This is a genomic window from Sphingomonas limnosediminicola (assembly GCF_039537965.1).
Lineage (GTDB): Bacteria > Pseudomonadota > Alphaproteobacteria > Sphingomonadales > Sphingomonadaceae > Sphingomicrobium > Sphingomicrobium limnosediminicola.
On record NZ_BAABBM010000001.1, the window covers coordinates 1291522 to 1309235 of the forward strand.

Below are 17714 nucleotides of genomic sequence, written 5' to 3' on the forward strand. Positions count from 1 at the left end.
TTCAGACGCCTGCCACTTCGCGGAAAAAGCCTACAGGCTCCCGAACTCCGCGGCCGTTTTCACGGCCGTCACCTGCCACGAGCACCCTGTCGAGCAGCACGTTGGAGAAAGTGCAGCTCGTCTCCGCGACGAGCGAGCAAGCATGACACGAGGCGCGGTTCAATCCGTCGACGCCCTGTGCATCCAGCTCGCGGCAAACAGGGTCGCCAGAACACCACTGGCTGCGTGCAACGGCGCGGTAGACAACATCCTCGATCCGCTCGGGCGCACCCATCTCGCTCAAGCCGCCCATTGACCCCTCCGCGTCCGAGTCGGCCGTGTAGATCAGGATCCCCGCGTAGGGATTGTTGTTGGGTCCGCAGTAGACGCGCTCGCGTAGCGACGTGGACGAGTACCCGCAGTCGAAGGACAACTGGTTGATCATCAAGTGGCTGAATGTATGGACCATGATGAAGGCCGGCGTGGCATTGAATCCCATTCTCGACGGGAGCCCGAGGCGCTCGGCGGAAGCCAAGTGAGCCCTTGTGAATTCCGTGATTTCCGGCTCGTTGGCAGTAAGCCAGTCCTTCAAGGCCTGCCTTGAGAACTCCACGAAAACGCCCTCGCCGAGCACCTGTATACTTGGCAGCCAATCTGGCTGGCTCCGGCCCAAAGAGGGTGAAACCACGGCTTGGTTCTCAGTGACGTTACGTCGTTGAAACCCGCGGAAAGCGCGAACTTCTCGCAAACGTTCGACGCGGACGACCCGGTCGAGCAAGCGGTTGAGGCCGTGGGTAGCGCCAAGCTTTGCCGGGCGCGTAATTAGCCACTTTGTCTGTTGTCCCGCCGGGTCAGCAAGGACGGGGAACTCCTCTCCAAGAATGGTCTCTTGCGAGAAATCACCGGTCGGCGCCGGACTACTTTCGTCCTCGGCAGACATTACTTCTTCCAAGAAGCATTCCCAGGCGTCTTCTGGGTCCACTCCGAGTGATTGCGCGCGCGATGTAACGGGAGCCTTGAACGCCCCCTCGAGCAGCTCTTCTTGCTTCAATCGCGCCAGGTGCTCGGCTGCCTTAACTAGGCCTAAGTAGACCTCGTCAGACTTGAGGGTCGCCCACGAGGGGCGATCTGAGTCGCCCGCGATATCGAGGGCAGACAAGACGGACGCATAATGGAGCGCACTTGAGCCCCGGGGTTCCATGTACAGCTTGGCGGGGCCAGCACCGTCCTTGGCCTTGCAGTCCACCATCTCCTCGCCAGGCTGCTTCCCCTTGCACTTCTGAGGCAGCGGACCGTCTGCAATGCCTTCGAGAGAACCAGAGGCCTTGCAAGAGCAGCTAATCCTCATGCTTGAGAAGTCGCCGCCGCTCTTGCCGCTTACTTCGAACCTCAATCGTGCGCTCTTCCGGTCGCAGGGGCCTTGCGCCGCCTGCTGGTGCTCGCGGTGAGCCCACCAGTACCAATCTATCTCGTCCAGATGGCCATTGTCGCAGACTGCAACAAACCGCATCGGGACGAGCCGCGCATGATTGCAATCGCCCGTGCCGCAAGTCGGACGGGGAAGAGACCCGTCGTCCCGACGTTCGTCCTTGTCTCGCTGATAGGACCAGAACGTCATCTGGCGGCACTCTGGACAGAAGTGCCATCTTGGAAAACGCGTCACCGCGATAGAGATGCGCGGGCGCTTTAGCTTCTTAGGCCGCAGGCGTTGCGCGAGAGACGTGACGTTGATGTCCTCGAGGTTAAATCCTCTTTCCCACGAGCCCGTGCCCCGCACGAACAGCGACTGTCCGTCCACCTCGCAAAGAGACCCGACGCCGAACGGGCTGATCAGCTGGGCGCTACGCACGGTTGGCTTAGCCACTCGCAGAATCCTCCAGGATGATTTCCTTGTCCACGTGCCGCATCGACTGGAGCGTCTGCCAACCAGCGTTATCGGTTTTCCGATCGCCGAAGCGAACCAGCAGGCACGGCTTCTTTTGGCCCCTGGCGAAGCAATATTGTAACCCGTCCAGGTTCTTGGCCCAGTCGCGCCACTGCTCCACTTTTTCCGTGAGCTTGTTGGAGAGTCGCTCGCGCTCTTCCTCCTCGTCGTCGTTGACGTAGCTAGCCTGGAGTCGGCCACGGAGCCGCTCGATGACAGCAGCGATCGACTCGATCGCTGGATCAAAATTCTTGGCCGCGCTGTTGCTCGTGAGCGCAGTCCCGTGGCGAACGGCAATGACGAGGGCTGCGTGAAGTGCCCTGTCGATGGCTGGAAGGGCCCCGGGTGTCACACTCGTGGGCTCCACGAAGCTGTAGAACCGCTCGTGATAGTCGCGGAAGGACTCGTAGTGCGATCGGTCTCTGGGCTTGCTTGGCGAGTAGCAGGCCACGACTAGGCCCGGGACTTGGCCGCGACCGACGCGGCTCGTGGCCTGTATGTACTCCGCTGACAGCTTCGGTTGGCCGTTCACGAGCATCAATCCCAACCGGTCGATATCTACCCCGACCGAGATGATGTTCGTACAGGGCACAATATCGATCGCTGGCTCGGCGGCGGTGTGGCGCCTTGCCAGCATCTGTCGCGCCTGGGGCACCGGCGTTTCCGAGTGCGCTTTCAGCTCCAACACGCGGAAATTGGACGCACGTTCCTTGGCCTCGCAAGCCGCGTATACCTTCATGCGAGTTGGGATCTCGTCTCGGGTCGCATTAGCGATGCGGCCAAGTTCGCGCTTGCTGTTGTGGTACGCAACGAGCGTCCAGTAAGCGTCGAGCTCGTCCGGAGAAGCTCCGAGCTCCTCTCGTTCGTGCACGCCCTGCAGCAATGCCGCGATGGTCCAGGACGCGGCTATTGTCGCGCGGAGGCCTTGTGCCATGACGCCGGCGTAGAGACGTGATCGATCCACGTTGCCCACGTCCAACTTGGAGAAAAAGGAGTCCTCCGCCCGTATGCCGGGCGCTGGGAACACCGCCGATGGACGGCCGTAAATGCGCCTACACTGGACCCCTGCGTTTCGGATCGTCGCGGTCGACGCGATGACTTTTGGGGGCGGCGAACCGGTCGATTCGATCAACGTCTCGAAAGCGGCTTCGTAGATGCCGGCCAGCGTTCCCAGCGGGCCCGAGATCAAGTGAAGCTCATCTTGGATGACCAGTGACGGCGCAAGTTTCCCGGTGCCGACTCCGAAGAGCCGGCCTCCCTTGTGCTTCCAAGGCACCATCGCGAACTTGTCGACCGTGCCTAGCAGGAACGAGGGTGGATGCTGGTAAAGCAGTTCATCCACAAAGTAGACCGGCAGGCTGTCGTGAAATGGACAGTCCTCCTCTGGGCAGAACACTCGGAACGCGTTGGAGGCCGCAGCGAACCCGTAGTATGACCGGTCTGGAGAACCGTCAGGCAATCGCCTTTGGCTACTTGGCACCAGAAGCGTCCCGCACGAAGGACAACTCTCTATCGGGAAGGGATTGGCCGATCTCGGGTCCTTTGCATCAAGGAGCTCAAGCAGCTTTTCATTCCCTTCCGCGAGGTCATTTGGACTGACCTCGCCGCCGACGAATAATCCGATCGAGAACTCCTCGGTGCCAAGTGATTGGTCGCCGTCGCTGGCAAGTTGCCGTCGGACGAGCTCCAAGGCACAAATTACACCTGCTGTTCTCTGAAACTGGTCGGCCGTCAGGAAGCGATACGTGTAACGGTTTATCACGCCCGTCCCGCCGCCCTCGGCTCCCATCAGGCGGCGACGCAGTAGTTCAAACGCGGAAACGAGCAGGTAGGCCTCTGTCTTGCCGCCGCCGGTCGCAAACCAAATCACGTCTACGATGTCCCGGTCTGGCAAGTCTTTGCCGGCGAGGGACGGCAGGACCTGCAAGAAGAACGCGAGCTGGAAAGGGCGCCATGCGGCCGTGCTGGCGTAATAGTCTATTGTTGCAGTCTCGGCGGTGCCGAGTTCGAATGGACCCTGCTTGTAGTCGGCGCGCCCTCGGCCTGCTGCACGCGCTGCATGCCCCATCGACATGAGCATCGCCCTGTTGGCGAGCATGAAACACCGGGCGACGTCCCGATTGGATGCGAGCAAACGAATTCCCTCGCGCATCCTTCGTGCACTTTGCCGGCAGCGGTCGATCATTCGATCAGCGTCCGGTTGGAGGTACGCGTCGACGGCTATCGCGCCCTGGGTCTCTATCCACTGCTCGTAGAATTCAACGAGCTTCTCGAGCCTGCTCGAAAGAACTTCAGGCGGATCGTCGCCACGAGCGAGCGGCGCGATCAAGAAGATGCCGTCATCAGGAAACTTCACCTGTGACGTCCCCGTTCCAACTGACAAGTTGTCAAACACTGGTCGCCAAACGTGAGCGGTCGGGATCGCCTCGGTTCGCACGCTGGAGCAGGTCCCGCCTTCGAGCTCCCACGTGGTCGCGACACCGTGACCGGCCGCGTACGGCCGCTGCTCACCATAAATCACGCGGAGTTCGCGCTCGTCGTCTGTGGGGGGAAGGAAGGTAGCAGAGGGATACTGGAGTATCTCGCCCGTTCGAGGAGTGATCGATATCTCAACTTGAAACAGGGTTTCCTCTGCACTGCGATTGCTCGCATTCGAGGTGTTACTTACGCTTGCGGTGAGCAGGATGCTCCCATCCGCGAGGCTCCTGGCGAGCACCTCAAGGGCCGCGCGGCCCTCCAGCACGGGCGTGGGTGGCAACCCGCGCGGATCGACTTCAACCTTCGCATCGGCAAGGGGCACGCGCCGCCAGCGCGCTTCTTGCTTGGCTTTTCGCCTTTTGCCGGTGTGCTCAGTCGTAGCGCCGGTGGTCTCGCTCGCGGCACCGCCTAGCGGCTCATACCGCGCCGCCTGAATAGTGACCTCTACTAGGCTCCCCGCGCTGACACAAACCGAGAGGCCCATGGACGACGGCAGCATCGCCGTTGCCATGCTCAGCGGGTCATCCGGGTCTTCGTCAACGCTCTCCGCTTCGTCGCCGGCGCGCGCGACGTCTTCGGGCTCGTTACGCGGAAAGAGCATCCCCATCATGTACGCAAGACTCAGGCGACCATCGATGACCTCTTGCTCGAACGTCCCGTCCTCCCCTGCCGCGCCAAGCCCCGGCCCGACGAGCCGCCGCCTCAAATCACGGACTATCTCGTCCCTGCATGACATCAGGTCACCACTCCCCTTGCTGCAATTGCCGCAGCCTTTTCTGCCAGTGCTTCGGCAGCCTGGGTCGGGGCAATGAGGACCAACTCGTGGTTGGCTCGGGAGATCGCCTTGTACGCCCGGGAGCTGATGGAAGCCGCGTTCCCGTCTAGGCCCGCGATACAGACGAGCGGACGTTCAAGCCCCTTGAAATCCTCGATACGGGCGACGAGTACGCAATCTCGGTCGCCAGCGAGCGCCCGCTCGGTAAGTGGCTCAGCGCGGAAGCCCTTGCCAGCAATGAGTTGGGCGACTTCCTCAGGGCTCGACTGCTCGTCAACCAGTACGACTACGTCCGAACGCGCTGCTGCTCCCTCGCCACTCAACCAGCCCCGCAACGTTCGCACGATCGCCGTCTCGAGTTCTTGGGGAGAGTCGGCTCGCTCGATGACTACTCTGCCCATGCTCGGCTCTCCCCGCGGATGCCCCGCGTCCGCGCCCGAGAAGGTCGAGATCGCCTGCACGACCTGTCCTGCGTTCCGCACGTTCTGCTTTAGCTTGCACCGAAAGCCGAGGGAGAGAAGGTACTCGTGGCAATCCTCGTCGACCGGGTGACTCGGCGAGACTTGATGGTTCGGATCTCCAAACCAGCGCCAGCGACCTTTTTGCCACCCGCCTTTCAAGGCATTTTCGAGTGTCTCTATCGAGTTTACATCGCAGAGGTCTTGCCCCTCGTCGACCACGAGGGTGTCCCAGGGGCCACGCTGCGCCTCCAGCTTGGCAACATCATCTAGCGTCGCGACGGTGACGTTTTCAGGGAAGTCATGAGACCTTAGGAATGAAGCCAGGAACGGGCTACGCGTTACGAAAAGAACGCTACGGCCCGCTGATGCTTCGTAACGAGCACAAGCAGCGGCAACGAATGTCTTGCCCGTGCCTGCACCTCCAGCAACGATGATACGATCATTATCGCTGATCTCGTCCATTCTCTCGTATTGCTCTTCTGTGAACTGGCAGAAGTCCCGTTCCGCATGCCGCAATTGGCTGTTGAGCGGCGGCACTCGCTCGAAATTCGGGCGAAGCGCCGTGACAATTTTTGTGATCACTGACGGAGACAGCTCACGCACGTTTTTCTTGGTTGACGCCCAGTGGTCAAGGGCGCGTTCCAGGAAATCACGGAAGGTGTTGTGACCGCGGCAATCGACGTCGTATGCCGTGATTTGGTCCGGGTGTTCCGGTAAAGGAGAAGCGCCGGGGCTGATGAGCCGTGGGATGTCGGGAAAAACGACTGCGAATCCCATCGGCACTCCACCAAGTTCGCGCGCGAAACTTGGGTTCAGGTATTTCTTTTCCAGCGAGAAAAAGGCCGAGCTGGCCTGTGCCGCCGGGCTTTCCTGCTTGGTGTTAGTTTCGCCGAAGCGGTTCGTGAATTCCCAGTAGCCATTCTTACAGGCTACGCGGCCACCTTTGACCTCGAGCAGCAGGATTCCCCGGCGCGTGACGACGACGAAGTCGGCCTCCGACCACCGCTTGTACTCGTGGCGTCCAATGTTGAGAGAATGTAAGGCTGTGTCCGCGCTGCTGAACGAGATTTGCTTCAGAAAGCCGAAGACCTTCCGCTCCGCGTCGCTCTTGCAGTTGATCAGTTCCGGAGGGAGCAGCCTCATTGGGCGGCCCGCGCGGCCAAGGCACAGGACTGACGCCCCTGCGCCCTTACCTTCATACTTGTACGCCGCACGCTAACCCCCCGCGATCGCAGGTTAAGAGTTCGGCACAAGTTGTCTAGTGGGTGTGTTCCGGCGCGACGTCAAACTCATTTATAGGACGTGCCCCAGGGATACTGATCGACAGAATACCCCGCCGGCGCTGAGAACGGGGCTCGGCAATTTCCCCCTGGACTTCCCCTGACGACCTCGCCATTGGTGCGCATTCAGGTGTCCGGAAGCAGAGTCTCAGTTCCAATGAAGCCACAGATGACGATGGTCGACCTCTTCGCCGGCTGCGGGGGGCTATCACTCGGTATGGAAAACGCCGGGTTCACGCCGGTGTTCGTCAACGAGCTGAACGAGCATGCGATGGCCACTTACCTTGCGAACCGTCACCACCTCGTCGGTGGCAAGCCGTTCGCCGAGCAGACACACCTGCGCTGCAACGACGCCCACGAGTTGCAAGGTGATCGGCTACAAGGGATGGTGGCCGACCTGGAGGCCATCGGCCTGTCATTCCCGCCGGAGCACCTCTCGGGAAAGGGCAAGGGCGCGAGCACTCTGGACCTGCTCGCCGGCGGGCCACCCTGCCAGGGCTACTCAGGCATCGGTCACCGGCGATCCTACTCGGTGGACAAGAAGGACCTGCCGTCGAACCAGCTCTACCAGCGGATGGCCGCGATCATCCGCCGGCTGCGCCCGCGCGTATTCCTTTTCGAGAACGTGCGGGGGTTGTTGACCTCGAAGTGGACCCGCGACGGCGAGCACCGGATCTGGGACGACGTTCTCGCCGAGTTCCGGTCGATCAGCGGCTATGAGGTCCGCTGGTCTCTCGTGAGGGCCGGCGACTATGGGGTTCCGCAGAACCGCCCGAGGGTGCTACTAGTTGGTATCCGCGCCGACATCGTTGCCGCGACCGACCTGGTCGACGTGACTGCCGACCCAGAAGACGCGGTGAAGTGCGGGTTCTTGCCCCCGGGGGAACCTTCAGACTGCCCGGACCTCGTCGACCTGCTCGGCGACCTCGTCGATCCGGCGATCGCGAATGTGCTCGCGAACGGCGATTACCCGTCGGGAAAGTTCGCAACCACGTCCTATCCCTCGCCCCCGACGACGTGGATTCAAAAGCAATTGCGCGCACCGGCCCCGGCCGCGGAACACCGCTCCCGCGGCGAACTCACAGATCACGAGTACTCGAAGCACGCTCCGAACATCGTCGCCAAGTTCAAGCACATGATTGCCAACGGCGGGCAAATCCCGGAACACGCCCGCACCAAGAAGTTCGCGCAAAAGGTCCTGCCGAAACGATGGGGTAACCGCGGTCCGAGCATCACGGCGACCTCGATGCCCGATGACTACGTCCACTTCTCTCAGCCCCGCACGTTGACAGTCCGCGAGTGGGCGAGATTGCAACTCTTCCCCGACTGGTACAGGTTTGAGGGGAAGAGAACGACCGGCGGTCTGCGCCGGGCGGGCAATCCCCGGGAAGGCATCTTTGACCGCGAAGTCCCCAAGTACACCCAGATCGGTAACGCCGTTCCGGTCGGCCTCGCCGAGCGCGTGGGCAAGCACTTCAGGCGCATCCTCGAGGAAGCGCTAGGAGATGCTGGCCAGTAGTGATTTTCCAGTCGAGGAAGCGCTCGAGCTGCTGACTCGTAACGACATCGACGCGGCCCTGCTGGTCCCGACCCCGACCGGCTTGAAGAAGTCCATACTCGACGCCACCGACGATCTCCGGGCGTACTTCCGAGACCAGGGATTCCACGACTACGCGGCGCAGGGCCAAGGTCAGGACGAAAAGGTCGTGCGGGATGCGTTCTTCGTGCGGCCGAACGGCCTCGAGAAGACGAGGGTCTCACTGTATCGCCCGGTGACGAAGAACGGCGACCCCCGCATCTGGCCGGGACAGGCAACCCGCCGAAACGCAGAGGCCTTCAACCTGCTCGCGCTCGTCGTCCTCGATGGTGTGCTGTATATCGCAAACCTCAGTGATGCCTCCGTGCGCGCGTCTCTCGAGGACCCCGCGTCGACGTTCCGCCGAATACTGGCGCGCTCGCGCACCCCGGATTTACCCGTCGTCAACGAGCTCCTCGGCCGCCTCCGGGAGGTCGCCAAGAAGGGTTTCGTGAAGACACTGCGCCCCGGCGATACGGGTGTCGGGATGACACTGGAAACGCTGCTGGGTATCGCCGCGAACTCCAACCGGGCGCCGGACTTCAAGGGTGTCGAGTTGAAGGCAAAGCGACTGGGGCGGACCTTAAACCGGTCTAGCTTGTTCTCGCAGGTGCCGGACTGGAAGCTGAGCCCGGCCGGATCCGCCCTGGGTCTTCTCAATCGCCGGGGTTACGTACGCGACGGACGGCGCCAGCTCTATCACGAGCTCGACGCCAGTAAGACCAACTCGCTCGGCTTGAAGCTAGACCTCGACGAGGAGAACGACTGGCTGCGCCAAGTCCACGTCGATGTGACCACCGGAGCGGTGACGCACGACGTGACTTGGCGCATGGAGGCCCTGCGGAAACGTCTCGCGACCAAGCATGCCGAGACCTTCTGGGTGCGCGCTAAGTGCCGGGGCCGTGGGCCCGACGAAGAATTCTGTTACGTGGAGGTCGAGCACACGCGCGAGCCGAAGGTGCGCAACCTGGAGGCGCTGATCGAGGCCGGTGTCATCTCTATGGACTACACCCTGTCCAAGATCTCGGAAACACGCGCCCGTGACCACGGATACCTGTTCAAGATCCACCCCGCCAATCTCGGCGCGTTGTTCCCGCCCTCGCGAGTTTATGCCCTCGCCTGACGCGCTCACCCGCAGCGACAAAGCGAAGCTCACGCGCCTATCGCGCGACTTGGTTGCCTGGGCGGCAAACAACGGTCGCCTGTTTCCCTGGCGCTCCAACGCCGCGACCACCTACCAAAAAATCACCGTCGAGGTGTTGCTTCAGCGGACCACGGCGACGGCGGTGGCTGGCATCTACGACGACTTTTTCTCGCGCTTCCCCGACTGGGATGCGCTCGCCGGAGCGTCGCCCGTCGAATTGGAAGAGTTCCTGAGGCCTCTGGGGCTCTGGCGTAGGCGCGCTGCGGCGCTGATTGGGCTCGCGCGCTACGCGGCGGGTACCGGCGGGGCATTCCCGTCTGACGCCAACGATCACATCGCCATCCCGGCCGTCGGGCAGTACGTCTCCAACGCGATCCTTTTGTTTCATCACGGGCGAGCTGCCCCGCTCCTAGACGTGAACATGGCTCGCGTAATCGAACGCGCTGTGCGGCCGAGGCGCCTAGCGGACATCAGGCACGACCCCTGGCTGCAGGCCGCTGCAAAGTGGTTCGCCAGGGGGGCTACGTCGGTCGAGGTGAACTGGGCAGTTCTCGACTTCGCGGCACTCGTCTGCAAGGCGCGCCGGCCGGTCTGCGAGGCCTGTCCGGTGAACGCGTATTGCGCATTCTTCCAGCGGGCCAAATCGAGTGGAGTGCCACTGGCCACGCTGGTTGCCACAATCGAACGGAGATAGAGGCTGTGAAAGCTGAACTGTACGACCAAGCCAACGAGGGCGGCCATACGACGATCTCGCTCGAGCTGAATCCGGACGGCTCTGTCCAGCTTTTTTACCACGACGTCGGACCTGCTGCCCTCGAGATGTTCGGGGATAGCGATTACGAGGCATGGCTCACGGTCTCGGCTGCATCCGTGCCGGCCCTTTGCTTCGCGTTGTTAAAGCAAGGCTTTTCGGGCGATGGCCAAGCGCTTACGCGGGCCCGCGACCTCTGCAACCGAAGCGGGATCGACCACGAATTCGGAGTGTGGACCTGACGCCGTTAAGCGAGCGAACCGGCGTAGCGATAACCGTTGCCTGAGAACTTGAAATCAGCGGGGAGGTCGCGACCGAGGTAACGGGCGGTCACGTCGCTCGCAGCCGGCCGGCCGGTGAAGCCTAGCCGGCCAGGCATCGGCCTATCGTAGTCCGGAAAATTATCGTGGGTGGCCCGCTTCCATTCGGTTGGCTCAAAAACGCCGATCACGCGCCGGTTTTTCGTTGCGAGCACGTATTCAACCTTTGCCGCGCGAGCGGGTGCAAGTCGCCATGCGTACCTGGCTGCGTCGTAAGCGCTCGAGCGGGGGAATGTCTGGTTCACGCTGACCACGAGCAGAGCGTCTGAGCTATTCAGGTCGATCACGCCAACATCTTCGTCACGCCCTTCCAAGTCAGTCCTCGCTGCGACCTTTGCGTCCGTCATAGAAAGTTGTCGGGGTTCTGGACAACTCTCCGGCACGTACTGGTATTACCCCAGCTAGAGGCGATCCTCAGGGCGGACTTGCTCAGCGGAGCCTCGCCGGGCACCCCAGCTCATCATAGATCGGGCCAATGCACGGTGCGGCAGTTGATTTGTCGACCGGACCTTCAATCCCTCCCAGCTAGCACCACGGATGGCGCGAGCCGTCCCAAGCCCTGGCCAGGCCTTCCGCGACGAGGGTGCTGCCGACGCTCTCCCCGTTCACATCGACGATCCTGAGTTTGCGGCCGTAACGGTCAGTATCCCGATCGACCGCTTCCAAGGTGACGGCCCCACTGTTCAGCAATTGCTGCAGCCGGAGCGTCGCTCGGTCACCAAGCTCCTTCTCGCTCGAGCAGCGCGGGTCGTGCGTCTCCGGGGCATCGATGTCGGCGATGCGGATCTTCACCCCCTCGACCCAGACCGTGTCGCCATCGACCACGCAATTATAGCCACCGCCAATGAAACACATGGAGAAATGTGTGCGAACACCACCGGTGCCCCTGGCCTCTGCCCCGCCTGAGGGAAGTGCAACCCAACCCAGCCCATAGGCAGCGCCGAGCAGTGCTGCGCCGCCCCACACGGAAGCAAACACCGTCCAACTCTTCATGCAGCGGCCGGCTTCCAGCCCCGAGTGGCGGCCCAAAGCAAAATCGCCGCCCAGCCGACTGGCAGGACTGCCGTAGCCATCAAGACCGCCGCAGTGATGGGAATGTGCGCCTTTGGATCACGCATACAGTAAATCCATTTCCAATGGTGGCGTGCGCCGAGTTCGCACACTCCCCCTGTTCTTCGGCACGCTGTTTCAGGTGTGTGGCGGGCGAAACCCAAGGGCGCAAGCTTGGCCCGCTTGTCGTTACAAAAGTGACAAAATGTCATGAGTGGCTAATCAAAGCTGCGTGTTGCGTCACCCGGCCAAGCTGATTGGATGGATTGGAAATCGCGTCGAATCAGGCCGTGTCGCTTTCTGCTGCTGGAAAGAGGAACGCGAAGCTTGGCGGGCGCAGAAAGCAGCAGCGCGAGAGCAGTTTGATACGACGGAGCTGGAACGGGAAGTTGAGTCGCTGCGCACTCGTCTGGACGCCGAAGTCGAGCGGCTCTTCGACGATCCGATAAAACAAGCCGAAGAACGCTTCCAGGAATTATGGCGTGACGGCCTGGAGCTTCATCGCAGGATTGAGTTGTTCTCCAGGGATTTCTGGGGGGAGAGAAACCAGGCGCTTGAACGCCTCCGACCGATCGTCCGCGAGATTAAGGAGACAAAAGCTGAGCTGGCGGAAGCTTATGAGAGGCACGCGGACGCCGTGGCATACATTCGACACTGGCTTGCGCGTTCAAGATCTCGCATTCCCATATACGGTAAAGCTGGCCGGCCGGTCCCATCGCACTGGCTACTTGGCATGAGCCAAGCGAAGTTCGAGCGCGCGAAATATCGTCGAGACAAGGCGGGTCACGAAATCGGGCAGCTGAAGTCTGCGCTTGCGAGACTGCAGTTAGACAAACGGTCTTGGCAGAGAGTGCTCGATGAAATCAAAGGCCACGCACAAGAGTTACGGGAGCTCCGTGAGACGCGGCAGTTTCCCAATGTGCTGCGCGAACAGGTGGAGGACTTGGAACGTCAGTCTGAGCGACTGACTGAGTTTGTTGCTCGCGCATCACGGGGGCGTGAAAGCTACATAAAGCAGTCATCACTCACGCGCGAAATCGAGAAAGTCGTGAGCCAGATTGAGCGCATGAAGCGCGCGCGTCGATCATTTTTGGAAAGCTTTAAAGCCCCAAGTGCGAAAGCCGACAGGAGAGCCGCTTACTTGCGGCAATATGCGGAGCGCCGCGTTTCATAATATAAGTGCGTCCGTCGTCCGAGCCCGGCTTATAGGCTCTGGATTGCTACTCCTACAGGACTCACACAGCACCTCCCAAGACATTCGATCGGAACGAAATTCATAACGGGGAGGCTTAGGGCCAACTGCAACCTCTCCTGTAGCTGTCTAACCTGCGTGAGACGGCATGGGACTGCATGGAACGGCATGGGATTCTGACGACCGCAAAATGCATTCTTTGTGCCTGTGAGAGCTGTGCAAGACCGTTCCTGAGTGCTTTCCAAGCAGACGATTGAATGACGCTCGATGCCGACCAGCCGGTAAATCGTCACAGGCCCCTTTACCTGTGACGGTCGTCACAGGCCGCCTGTGACGCCTATTTCCGCGTCTTTTCAGTGGCTTATATATGATCGTCACAGGATCACAGGTGTTTCCTTGTATAACTTTCCGTAGCAGGGGTGATTCCGCACGTTTCTCGCGCAGTGGCGCTCAACCATTGCATCGCCGTCAGGCTCTGCTCCTGAATTTATATAGTTCTCTAGGGAAACACCTGTGATCCTGTGACGATTGCCCTTTTTGCGGCAGATTTCTGGGGAAAATGACCGTCACAGGTCACCGTCACAGGTGCGTCACAGGTATGGAGCCTGTGACGGTGCCGCGATCGGCAAAATGCGACCGTCCATAGGCGTCCCATGCCGTCCCAGCGCACTATGTCCTAATAGACTTTTTGAAAACGCTCGATTCCAAGGGCTCAGCGCCTCCCGCTTGAAGTAAAAGCCGGAGAAAGGACCCGTTTTCATTGAATGGTTGCTTTCATTTTTATATTTTGATTTGTGTTTTCAGACGCGAGACTTCTTGACTCTGCTTCTGAATAAATCAATCGTGTTGACTTACTTCGGGAGTAGTGAAAATGGTAACAGTTATCATTCTGCTAGTCGTATTAAGCGCAGTGTCCTGCCTTTCAACGACGCCGGAAAGCCGCGCTGAAGCGCGCGCAAAGATGGCCCGCTGGAATCCACTGTTTGCCAGCATCCTCTTTCTTGAATTGGCATTTATCTTTTGGCCGCGCTGAACCGCCGCGCTGAACCGCGGCGACGGTTTTAGCTACCGCATGGTTCCGGTCGCATTTGTCATAACGGAGCGCGCATAGCCGTTGTGCCCATCGGGCTTTCCGGTAGGCTTCATGGCGTGGGTGATAGGGAAGCTTCTGCTGTCTCACTTCCGTTGAGGATGCTCACCCGTCGTAGGGCCGACGGAAGCCTGTACACGCGCCGGATTGCCACCGATGCCAAGTTGATCCAGCTGGCGAGCGTAAGCAGGACTGACACTCTCGCCAGGCTGTCCAAGCACGATCGAAATCATTCCGACTACTTGCCATCGGAGTGCCTCGTCTATCTCTTGCGGGCGGCAGTCGGCGATGACGACCTTCGCTGGTTCAATGCTATCTGCTCGGCACTGATGGCGCGTTGCGCACTCAATCTGCGATGGGCGGTGAATGCTGGAGTCCTGCGGGACTCAGAAGGGGTTCGCGAGGACATTCTCAGCGAGTTCACGCTCAAGATCAGCGAGGCACTTCATGAAGATCCCGAGCAGCTGGACGTCTTCGAAGTGGCCTTCGATCTTGCGTTCGCAGCACTGCGAACGGATCGAATACGATCGGAGGCCTTGCGCCAACGAAGGCAATCGACCTTCAATCCACAGCCGACGGATGCAGACGACGATCCGGACCGGTGGATACTGGCGCTGGCATCCGACGACGGATCCGACGTCGTCGGGCTTTACGGCGCGGAGTATGAAATTTTCCGGAAATCGGTTCTCGCTGCGATTAACCGACTGCCCGCCGCTGAGCAGGAGGCGATCTCCCTTCGCCTTCAAGGCTGGCAGATTTCATCCGAGGAGGCTGATATGAACTCGATCGCCAAGCACTGCGGCGTAGACGAGAGAACCGTGCGGAACCGCATTAGAAGCGGCGTGAAGCGCTTGATTGAACTCACGCAGGCAGAGCGGCCATGACCCAGCGGAGCATCGAGGCTCCTCCTCTGGAAGATGTCCTTCTAGATTTCGCCACGTCGGAGGATCCGCTTCCGGCAAGGCTCGATCGCTTCGTGACGTTGTTTCCGTCCTACGAGCATGAAATCCGGGCACTCGCCTCTGAAGTCTCGCAACTTGAACGGACACCGATGCCAGCAAGGCTGCAGCCCGAAGAAGCTGTCATGGCCGCGACCCATGGGGAGCTCCTGGCCGCTTCGTTCAGTCGAGTTCGCGCGGAAGCCGGCACTGATGTCCTTGCCGCCGTCAGCGCTCCGGAACTCAGAAAGCTGGCGAAGAAGATCGATCTGCCTGTGCAGCTGCTTGAAAAGCTCAAGCAACGGCTGATCGACGTAACGACGATTCCCAGCGGGTTTGTTGCCTGGCTGGCTGAGTGCATGAACGTCGCCGAGGCGGACCTTGCGTTCAGCCTACGACAGCCCGCACCCGCTGGCGTTTCGCCACACTTCCGTCTCGATGGAGCGTCGGGCGATACCCCGCAATCATTCAAGGACGCACTGGCGACGTCTGCGCTCAGCGACGATCAACGCGCCAGGATGGAAGGATTTCTGTCAGGCTCGGCGGCGGACTAGCGTGCTTATCGGCTTGCCGGATTAGTCCCGAAAGATTTTTTCTCGAGCCTTTTCCGGTCGACCACCTCAGCTCCGATTAGCTGATTGTTGGAGGGAAATCGGGATCGCCGATGCCTCTCCGCATCAAGCGACGGAGTTCAATATCATGAGCAATTCGGACAACGGACACGGCGGCCAGGACAATAAGTTCGAGGTCACCGTCTCGTTCAACGGCATCAACAAGCCGCTCGAGGTCAACAAGAACCAAGCGGTTCAGTCGGTCATACCCCGCGCCTTGGAGCTCTTCCATCAGAGCGGAGATACTGTCGGCCTGTTTCTGGGCGGCACAGAGCTGCAGCCGCACAACAGCGTCGAAGACTCGGGCATCACGCCAGGTGCTGTCCTCATCCTCCGGCCGCGCCAGGTCCGGGGCGGCTAATGCGGTACCAGCTCGCAGCGTCGCTGCTCGAGGAGACGTTCACGCACTTCCGTCGCTGCGGTGCTGGGGTGCGGGAATGTCAGGCACTGTGGGTGGGCCCATGGGCTCACCCACATCTGATCACCGAGGTAGTCCACCCGCGGCATAGTGCATCGGCGGCTGGCTTCCAGCTCGATGATGCCTGGCTGAGCGATTTCTGGACCCGGCTCGCGAAGGAAGAGGTCGGGATCCGGGTGCAGTGCCACACCCATCCCGGTGCCGCGTATCACAGCGCTGTCGATGATGCGTTTCCGGTCATCACCACGCCCGGCTTCCTTAGCCTGGTGATCCCGCGTTTTGGCTTGGGTCCGGTTGGATTCGAGCGGGCATTCCTGGCTCAGATCGATGAGGCAGGTCACTGGGACGAAGTGGCGATCGCCGAATTCCTGGAGATTGTGTGATGCAAGCTGCTCTCGATCGTACTCTGCTTTTGATGCGAACGGACCTGCTGGATGAGGTCTCAGCAGAGGAACTGCTTTGCGCCTTAACCGAAACCTCCGTCGTTCTGTCGGCGAGCGAAGATGTTTTGTTGAGCCATTCGGGCCAGACGGCCTTCGTGACGGCCGCGCTGTTGCTGGCCCGGTCCGGGCATTGTGTTCGCCTGGACGCTCCAAACGTCGACATCATCGGAAATCAGCCCCCCCTTCGTCGCGACCGGCTGATTGATGGCCTGCTGGAAGTTGGCGCGGATCTCCTGCCCGGCTGCTCCTTCACGACCGGAATGTCGGATCGGTCGGCCGACCTCGTCGTCTGTATTGGCCAACATTCAAGCAAAGCCGAAGCGGCCGATCGAATCTTTGTGACTGCCGATGATTGGTCGGCACAAATCAGCGGCGGGGAAGAGCTTGCGTGGAACGGGGGGGAATGGCCCCTGGGCGCATTCGCCGCGGCTGCTCTGATCGCCGGCGAGGTCTTCAAAGTCAGCATGCGTCGCCTGCGCGATCACGCGAAGAACGCTCCATTGTTCGAGGACCTGTACGCACCAGCTCGGTCAGCGTGTGTCCGCCTCGCGCCCGCTGAAACGCCGCACGCCACGAGCCTTGATGCGATTGACCTGATCAGTGGCGGCGCAATCGGCAACTCGTTCCTCTACACGTTGCTTCGGCTGCCACGTTGTTCCGCCGAAATCCGTGTAATGGACGACGATGAAAGCGCGCTAAGCAACCTCAACCGGAACGCACTGCTGCGACGTTCGCGGATCGACATCCCGAAGGTCGAAGACTTGGCCAGCTTCGCCGTCGACAGGATCGCAATCAAGCCATTGGTGCATCGCTACGGCGGTGAAGAGGATCCGGATCTCGCCGACACCGTGATCGTGGGCGTCGACCACATCCCCTCGCGCTGGTCAGCTCAGCGTTCACGACCAACCTGGCTCGGCGTTGGGGCAACGGAGGGCTTCTCGGTGCAGGTTTCGCACCATCGCCCAGGACAGGCCTGCGCTCAGTGCCTTCACCCCGAGGACGCCCCGATCGATGGACCCATTCCAACGGTTGCATTCGTCTCCTTCTGGGCGGGTTTGCTGCTGGCGGCCGACCTCATCCGGAAGACCGCTGGAACGCTGCCCTCAGATAACGAGCAGCAGGTCTTCCTGCCGGCGCTTCGCCCTGAGTCTTGGGACTACGCGCACTCGCCAATCAATCCGCGCGCGGGTTGTCCAAACTGCGCCGAGTTGGGGGTCGTGTCATGACGTCGGCAGGTTCGAAAACAGCTCCGCAACGCGGCGTAGAAAATGGAGGTGCTGTTCG

At 60.8% G+C, this 17714-nt stretch carries 15 protein-coding genes; 10 read left to right on the forward strand and 5 right to left on the reverse strand.

The features are described 5' to 3' along the window. Window position 1 precedes the first annotated feature (1 nt). Genes drmB through ABD704_RS06505 form a run of 3 tightly spaced genes read right to left on the reverse strand, consistent with a single transcriptional unit; the run spans window position 2 to window position 6760 of the window. Window positions 2-1843 carry a DrmB family protein gene (drmB, locus tag ABD704_RS06495; RefSeq protein WP_344698861.1) on the reverse strand — a complete coding sequence of 614 codons (1842 nt, stop codon included), beginning with the start codon at window positions 1841-1843 and terminating at the stop codon, window positions 2-4. Further along, on the reverse strand, window positions 1836-5117 hold the full coding sequence (locus ABD704_RS06500; protein ID WP_344698862.1) for a hypothetical protein: 3282 nt from the start codon (window positions 5115-5117) through the stop codon (window positions 1836-1838). The genes drmB and ABD704_RS06500 overlap by 8 nt, the downstream gene beginning before the upstream one ends. Continuing rightward, window positions 5117-6760 (reverse strand): nuclease-related domain-containing DEAD/DEAH box helicase, encoded by a 1644-nt coding sequence (locus tag ABD704_RS06505; RefSeq protein ID WP_344698863.1) that lies wholly within the window; start codon window positions 6758-6760, stop codon window positions 5117-5119. The genes ABD704_RS06500 and ABD704_RS06505 overlap by 1 nt, the downstream gene beginning before the upstream one ends. Before the next feature lie 294 nt (window positions 6761-7054). Here ABD704_RS06505 and ABD704_RS06510 point away from each other — a divergent pair, with 294 nt between their 5' ends. Genes ABD704_RS06510 through ABD704_RS06525 form a run of 4 tightly spaced genes read left to right on the forward strand, consistent with a single transcriptional unit; the run spans window position 7055 to window position 10610 of the window. Next, the gene (locus ABD704_RS06510) at window positions 7055-8416 is read left to right on the forward strand and encodes a DNA cytosine methyltransferase (RefSeq protein ID WP_344698864.1); all 1362 of its coding nucleotides are present in this window, start codon (window positions 7055-7057) and stop codon (window positions 8414-8416) included. Beyond that, window positions 8403-9596 carry an MvaI/BcnI family restriction endonuclease gene (locus tag ABD704_RS06515; protein WP_344698865.1) on the forward strand — a complete coding sequence of 398 codons (1194 nt, stop codon included), beginning with the start codon at window positions 8403-8405 and terminating at the stop codon, window positions 9594-9596. The genes ABD704_RS06510 and ABD704_RS06515 overlap by 14 nt, the downstream gene beginning before the upstream one ends. After that, window positions 9583-10311 (forward strand): HhH-GPD family protein, encoded by a 729-nt coding sequence (locus ABD704_RS06520; protein ID WP_344698866.1) that lies wholly within the window; start codon window positions 9583-9585, stop codon window positions 10309-10311. The genes ABD704_RS06515 and ABD704_RS06520 overlap by 14 nt, the downstream gene beginning before the upstream one ends. A 5-nt stretch (window positions 10312-10316) precedes the next feature. Further along, window positions 10317-10610, forward strand: coding sequence for a hypothetical protein (locus ABD704_RS06525; protein ID WP_344698867.1), 294 nt, complete (start codon window positions 10317-10319; stop codon window positions 10608-10610). 5 nt (window positions 10611-10615) lie between these two features. Here ABD704_RS06525 and ABD704_RS06530 read toward each other — a convergent pair whose 3' ends face one another. Then, window positions 10616-11035 carry a hypothetical protein gene (locus ABD704_RS06530; RefSeq protein WP_344698868.1) on the reverse strand — a complete coding sequence of 140 codons (420 nt, stop codon included), beginning with the start codon at window positions 11033-11035 and terminating at the stop codon, window positions 10616-10618. Between the two features lie 178 nt (window positions 11036-11213). Beyond that, a complete protein-coding gene (locus ABD704_RS06535) occupies window positions 11214-11681 on the reverse strand; it encodes a thermonuclease family protein (protein WP_344698869.1) in 468 nt (155 codons plus the stop codon). Window positions 11682-11952: 271 nt separating this feature from the next. Here ABD704_RS06535 and ABD704_RS06540 point away from each other — a divergent pair, with 271 nt between their 5' ends. From ABD704_RS06540 to ABD704_RS06565, 6 genes are all read left to right on the forward strand, one after another. After that, entirely contained in the window at window positions 11953-12912 is a 960-nt protein-coding gene (locus ABD704_RS06540) for a coiled-coil domain-containing protein (protein ID WP_344698870.1), read from the forward strand. 1209 nt (window positions 12913-14121) lie between these two features. Then, on the forward strand, window positions 14122-14904 hold the full coding sequence (locus tag ABD704_RS06545; protein ID WP_344698871.1) for an RNA polymerase sigma factor: 783 nt from the start codon (window positions 14122-14124) through the stop codon (window positions 14902-14904). Next, entirely contained in the window at window positions 14901-15512 is a 612-nt protein-coding gene (locus ABD704_RS06550) for a hypothetical protein (RefSeq protein ID WP_344698872.1), read from the forward strand. The genes ABD704_RS06545 and ABD704_RS06550 overlap by 4 nt, the downstream gene beginning before the upstream one ends. A 145-nt stretch (window positions 15513-15657) precedes the next feature. Further along, a complete protein-coding gene (locus ABD704_RS06555; protein ID WP_344698873.1) occupies window positions 15658-15930 on the forward strand; it encodes a DUF2604 domain-containing protein in 273 nt (90 codons plus the stop codon). Then, on the forward strand, window positions 15930-16370 hold the full coding sequence (locus tag ABD704_RS06560; RefSeq protein ID WP_344698874.1) for a hypothetical protein: 441 nt from the start codon (window positions 15930-15932) through the stop codon (window positions 16368-16370). The genes ABD704_RS06555 and ABD704_RS06560 overlap by 1 nt, the downstream gene beginning before the upstream one ends. Then, window positions 16370-17656 carry a ThiF family adenylyltransferase gene (locus ABD704_RS06565; protein ID WP_344698875.1) on the forward strand — a complete coding sequence of 429 codons (1287 nt, stop codon included), beginning with the start codon at window positions 16370-16372 and terminating at the stop codon, window positions 17654-17656. Before ABD704_RS06560 ends, ABD704_RS06565 begins: the two co-directional genes overlap by 1 nt. Window positions 17657-17714 lie beyond the last annotated feature (58 nt).

What these genes read in the sequence shown, in the direction of transcription:
- ABD704_RS06500 (WP_344698862.1), bottom strand. Translation starts at nt 5,117, where the DNA reads ATGTCATGCAGGGACGAGATAGTCCGTGATTTGAGGCGGCGGCTCGTC.
- ABD704_RS06505 (WP_344698863.1), bottom strand. Translation starts at nt 6,760, where the DNA reads ATGAGGCTGCTCCCTCCGGAACTGATCAACTGCAAGAGCGACGCGGAG.
- ABD704_RS06510 (WP_344698864.1), top strand. Translation starts at nt 7,055, where the DNA reads ATGAAGCCACAGATGACGATGGTCGACCTCTTCGCCGGCTGCGGGGGG.
- ABD704_RS06515 (WP_344698865.1), top strand. Translation starts at nt 8,403, where the DNA reads ATGCTGGCCAGTAGTGATTTTCCAGTCGAGGAAGCGCTCGAGCTGCTG.
- ABD704_RS06520 (WP_344698866.1), top strand. Translation starts at nt 9,583, where the DNA reads ATGCCCTCGCCTGACGCGCTCACCCGCAGCGACAAAGCGAAGCTCACG.
- ABD704_RS06530 (WP_344698868.1), bottom strand. Translation starts at nt 11,035, where the DNA reads ATGACGGACGCAAAGGTCGCAGCGAGGACTGACTTGGAAGGGCGTGAC.
- ABD704_RS06535 (WP_344698869.1), bottom strand. Translation starts at nt 11,681, where the DNA reads ATGAAGAGTTGGACGGTGTTTGCTTCCGTGTGGGGCGGCGCAGCACTG.
- ABD704_RS06545 (WP_344698871.1), top strand. Translation starts at nt 14,122, where the DNA reads ATGCTCACCCGTCGTAGGGCCGACGGAAGCCTGTACACGCGCCGGATT.
- ABD704_RS06550 (WP_344698872.1), top strand. Translation starts at nt 14,901, where the DNA reads ATGACCCAGCGGAGCATCGAGGCTCCTCCTCTGGAAGATGTCCTTCTA.
- ABD704_RS06555 (WP_344698873.1), top strand. Translation starts at nt 15,658, where the DNA reads ATGAGCAATTCGGACAACGGACACGGCGGCCAGGACAATAAGTTCGAG.
- ABD704_RS06560 (WP_344698874.1), top strand. Translation starts at nt 15,930, where the DNA reads ATGCGGTACCAGCTCGCAGCGTCGCTGCTCGAGGAGACGTTCACGCAC.
- ABD704_RS06565 (WP_344698875.1), top strand. Translation starts at nt 16,370, where the DNA reads ATGCAAGCTGCTCTCGATCGTACTCTGCTTTTGATGCGAACGGACCTG.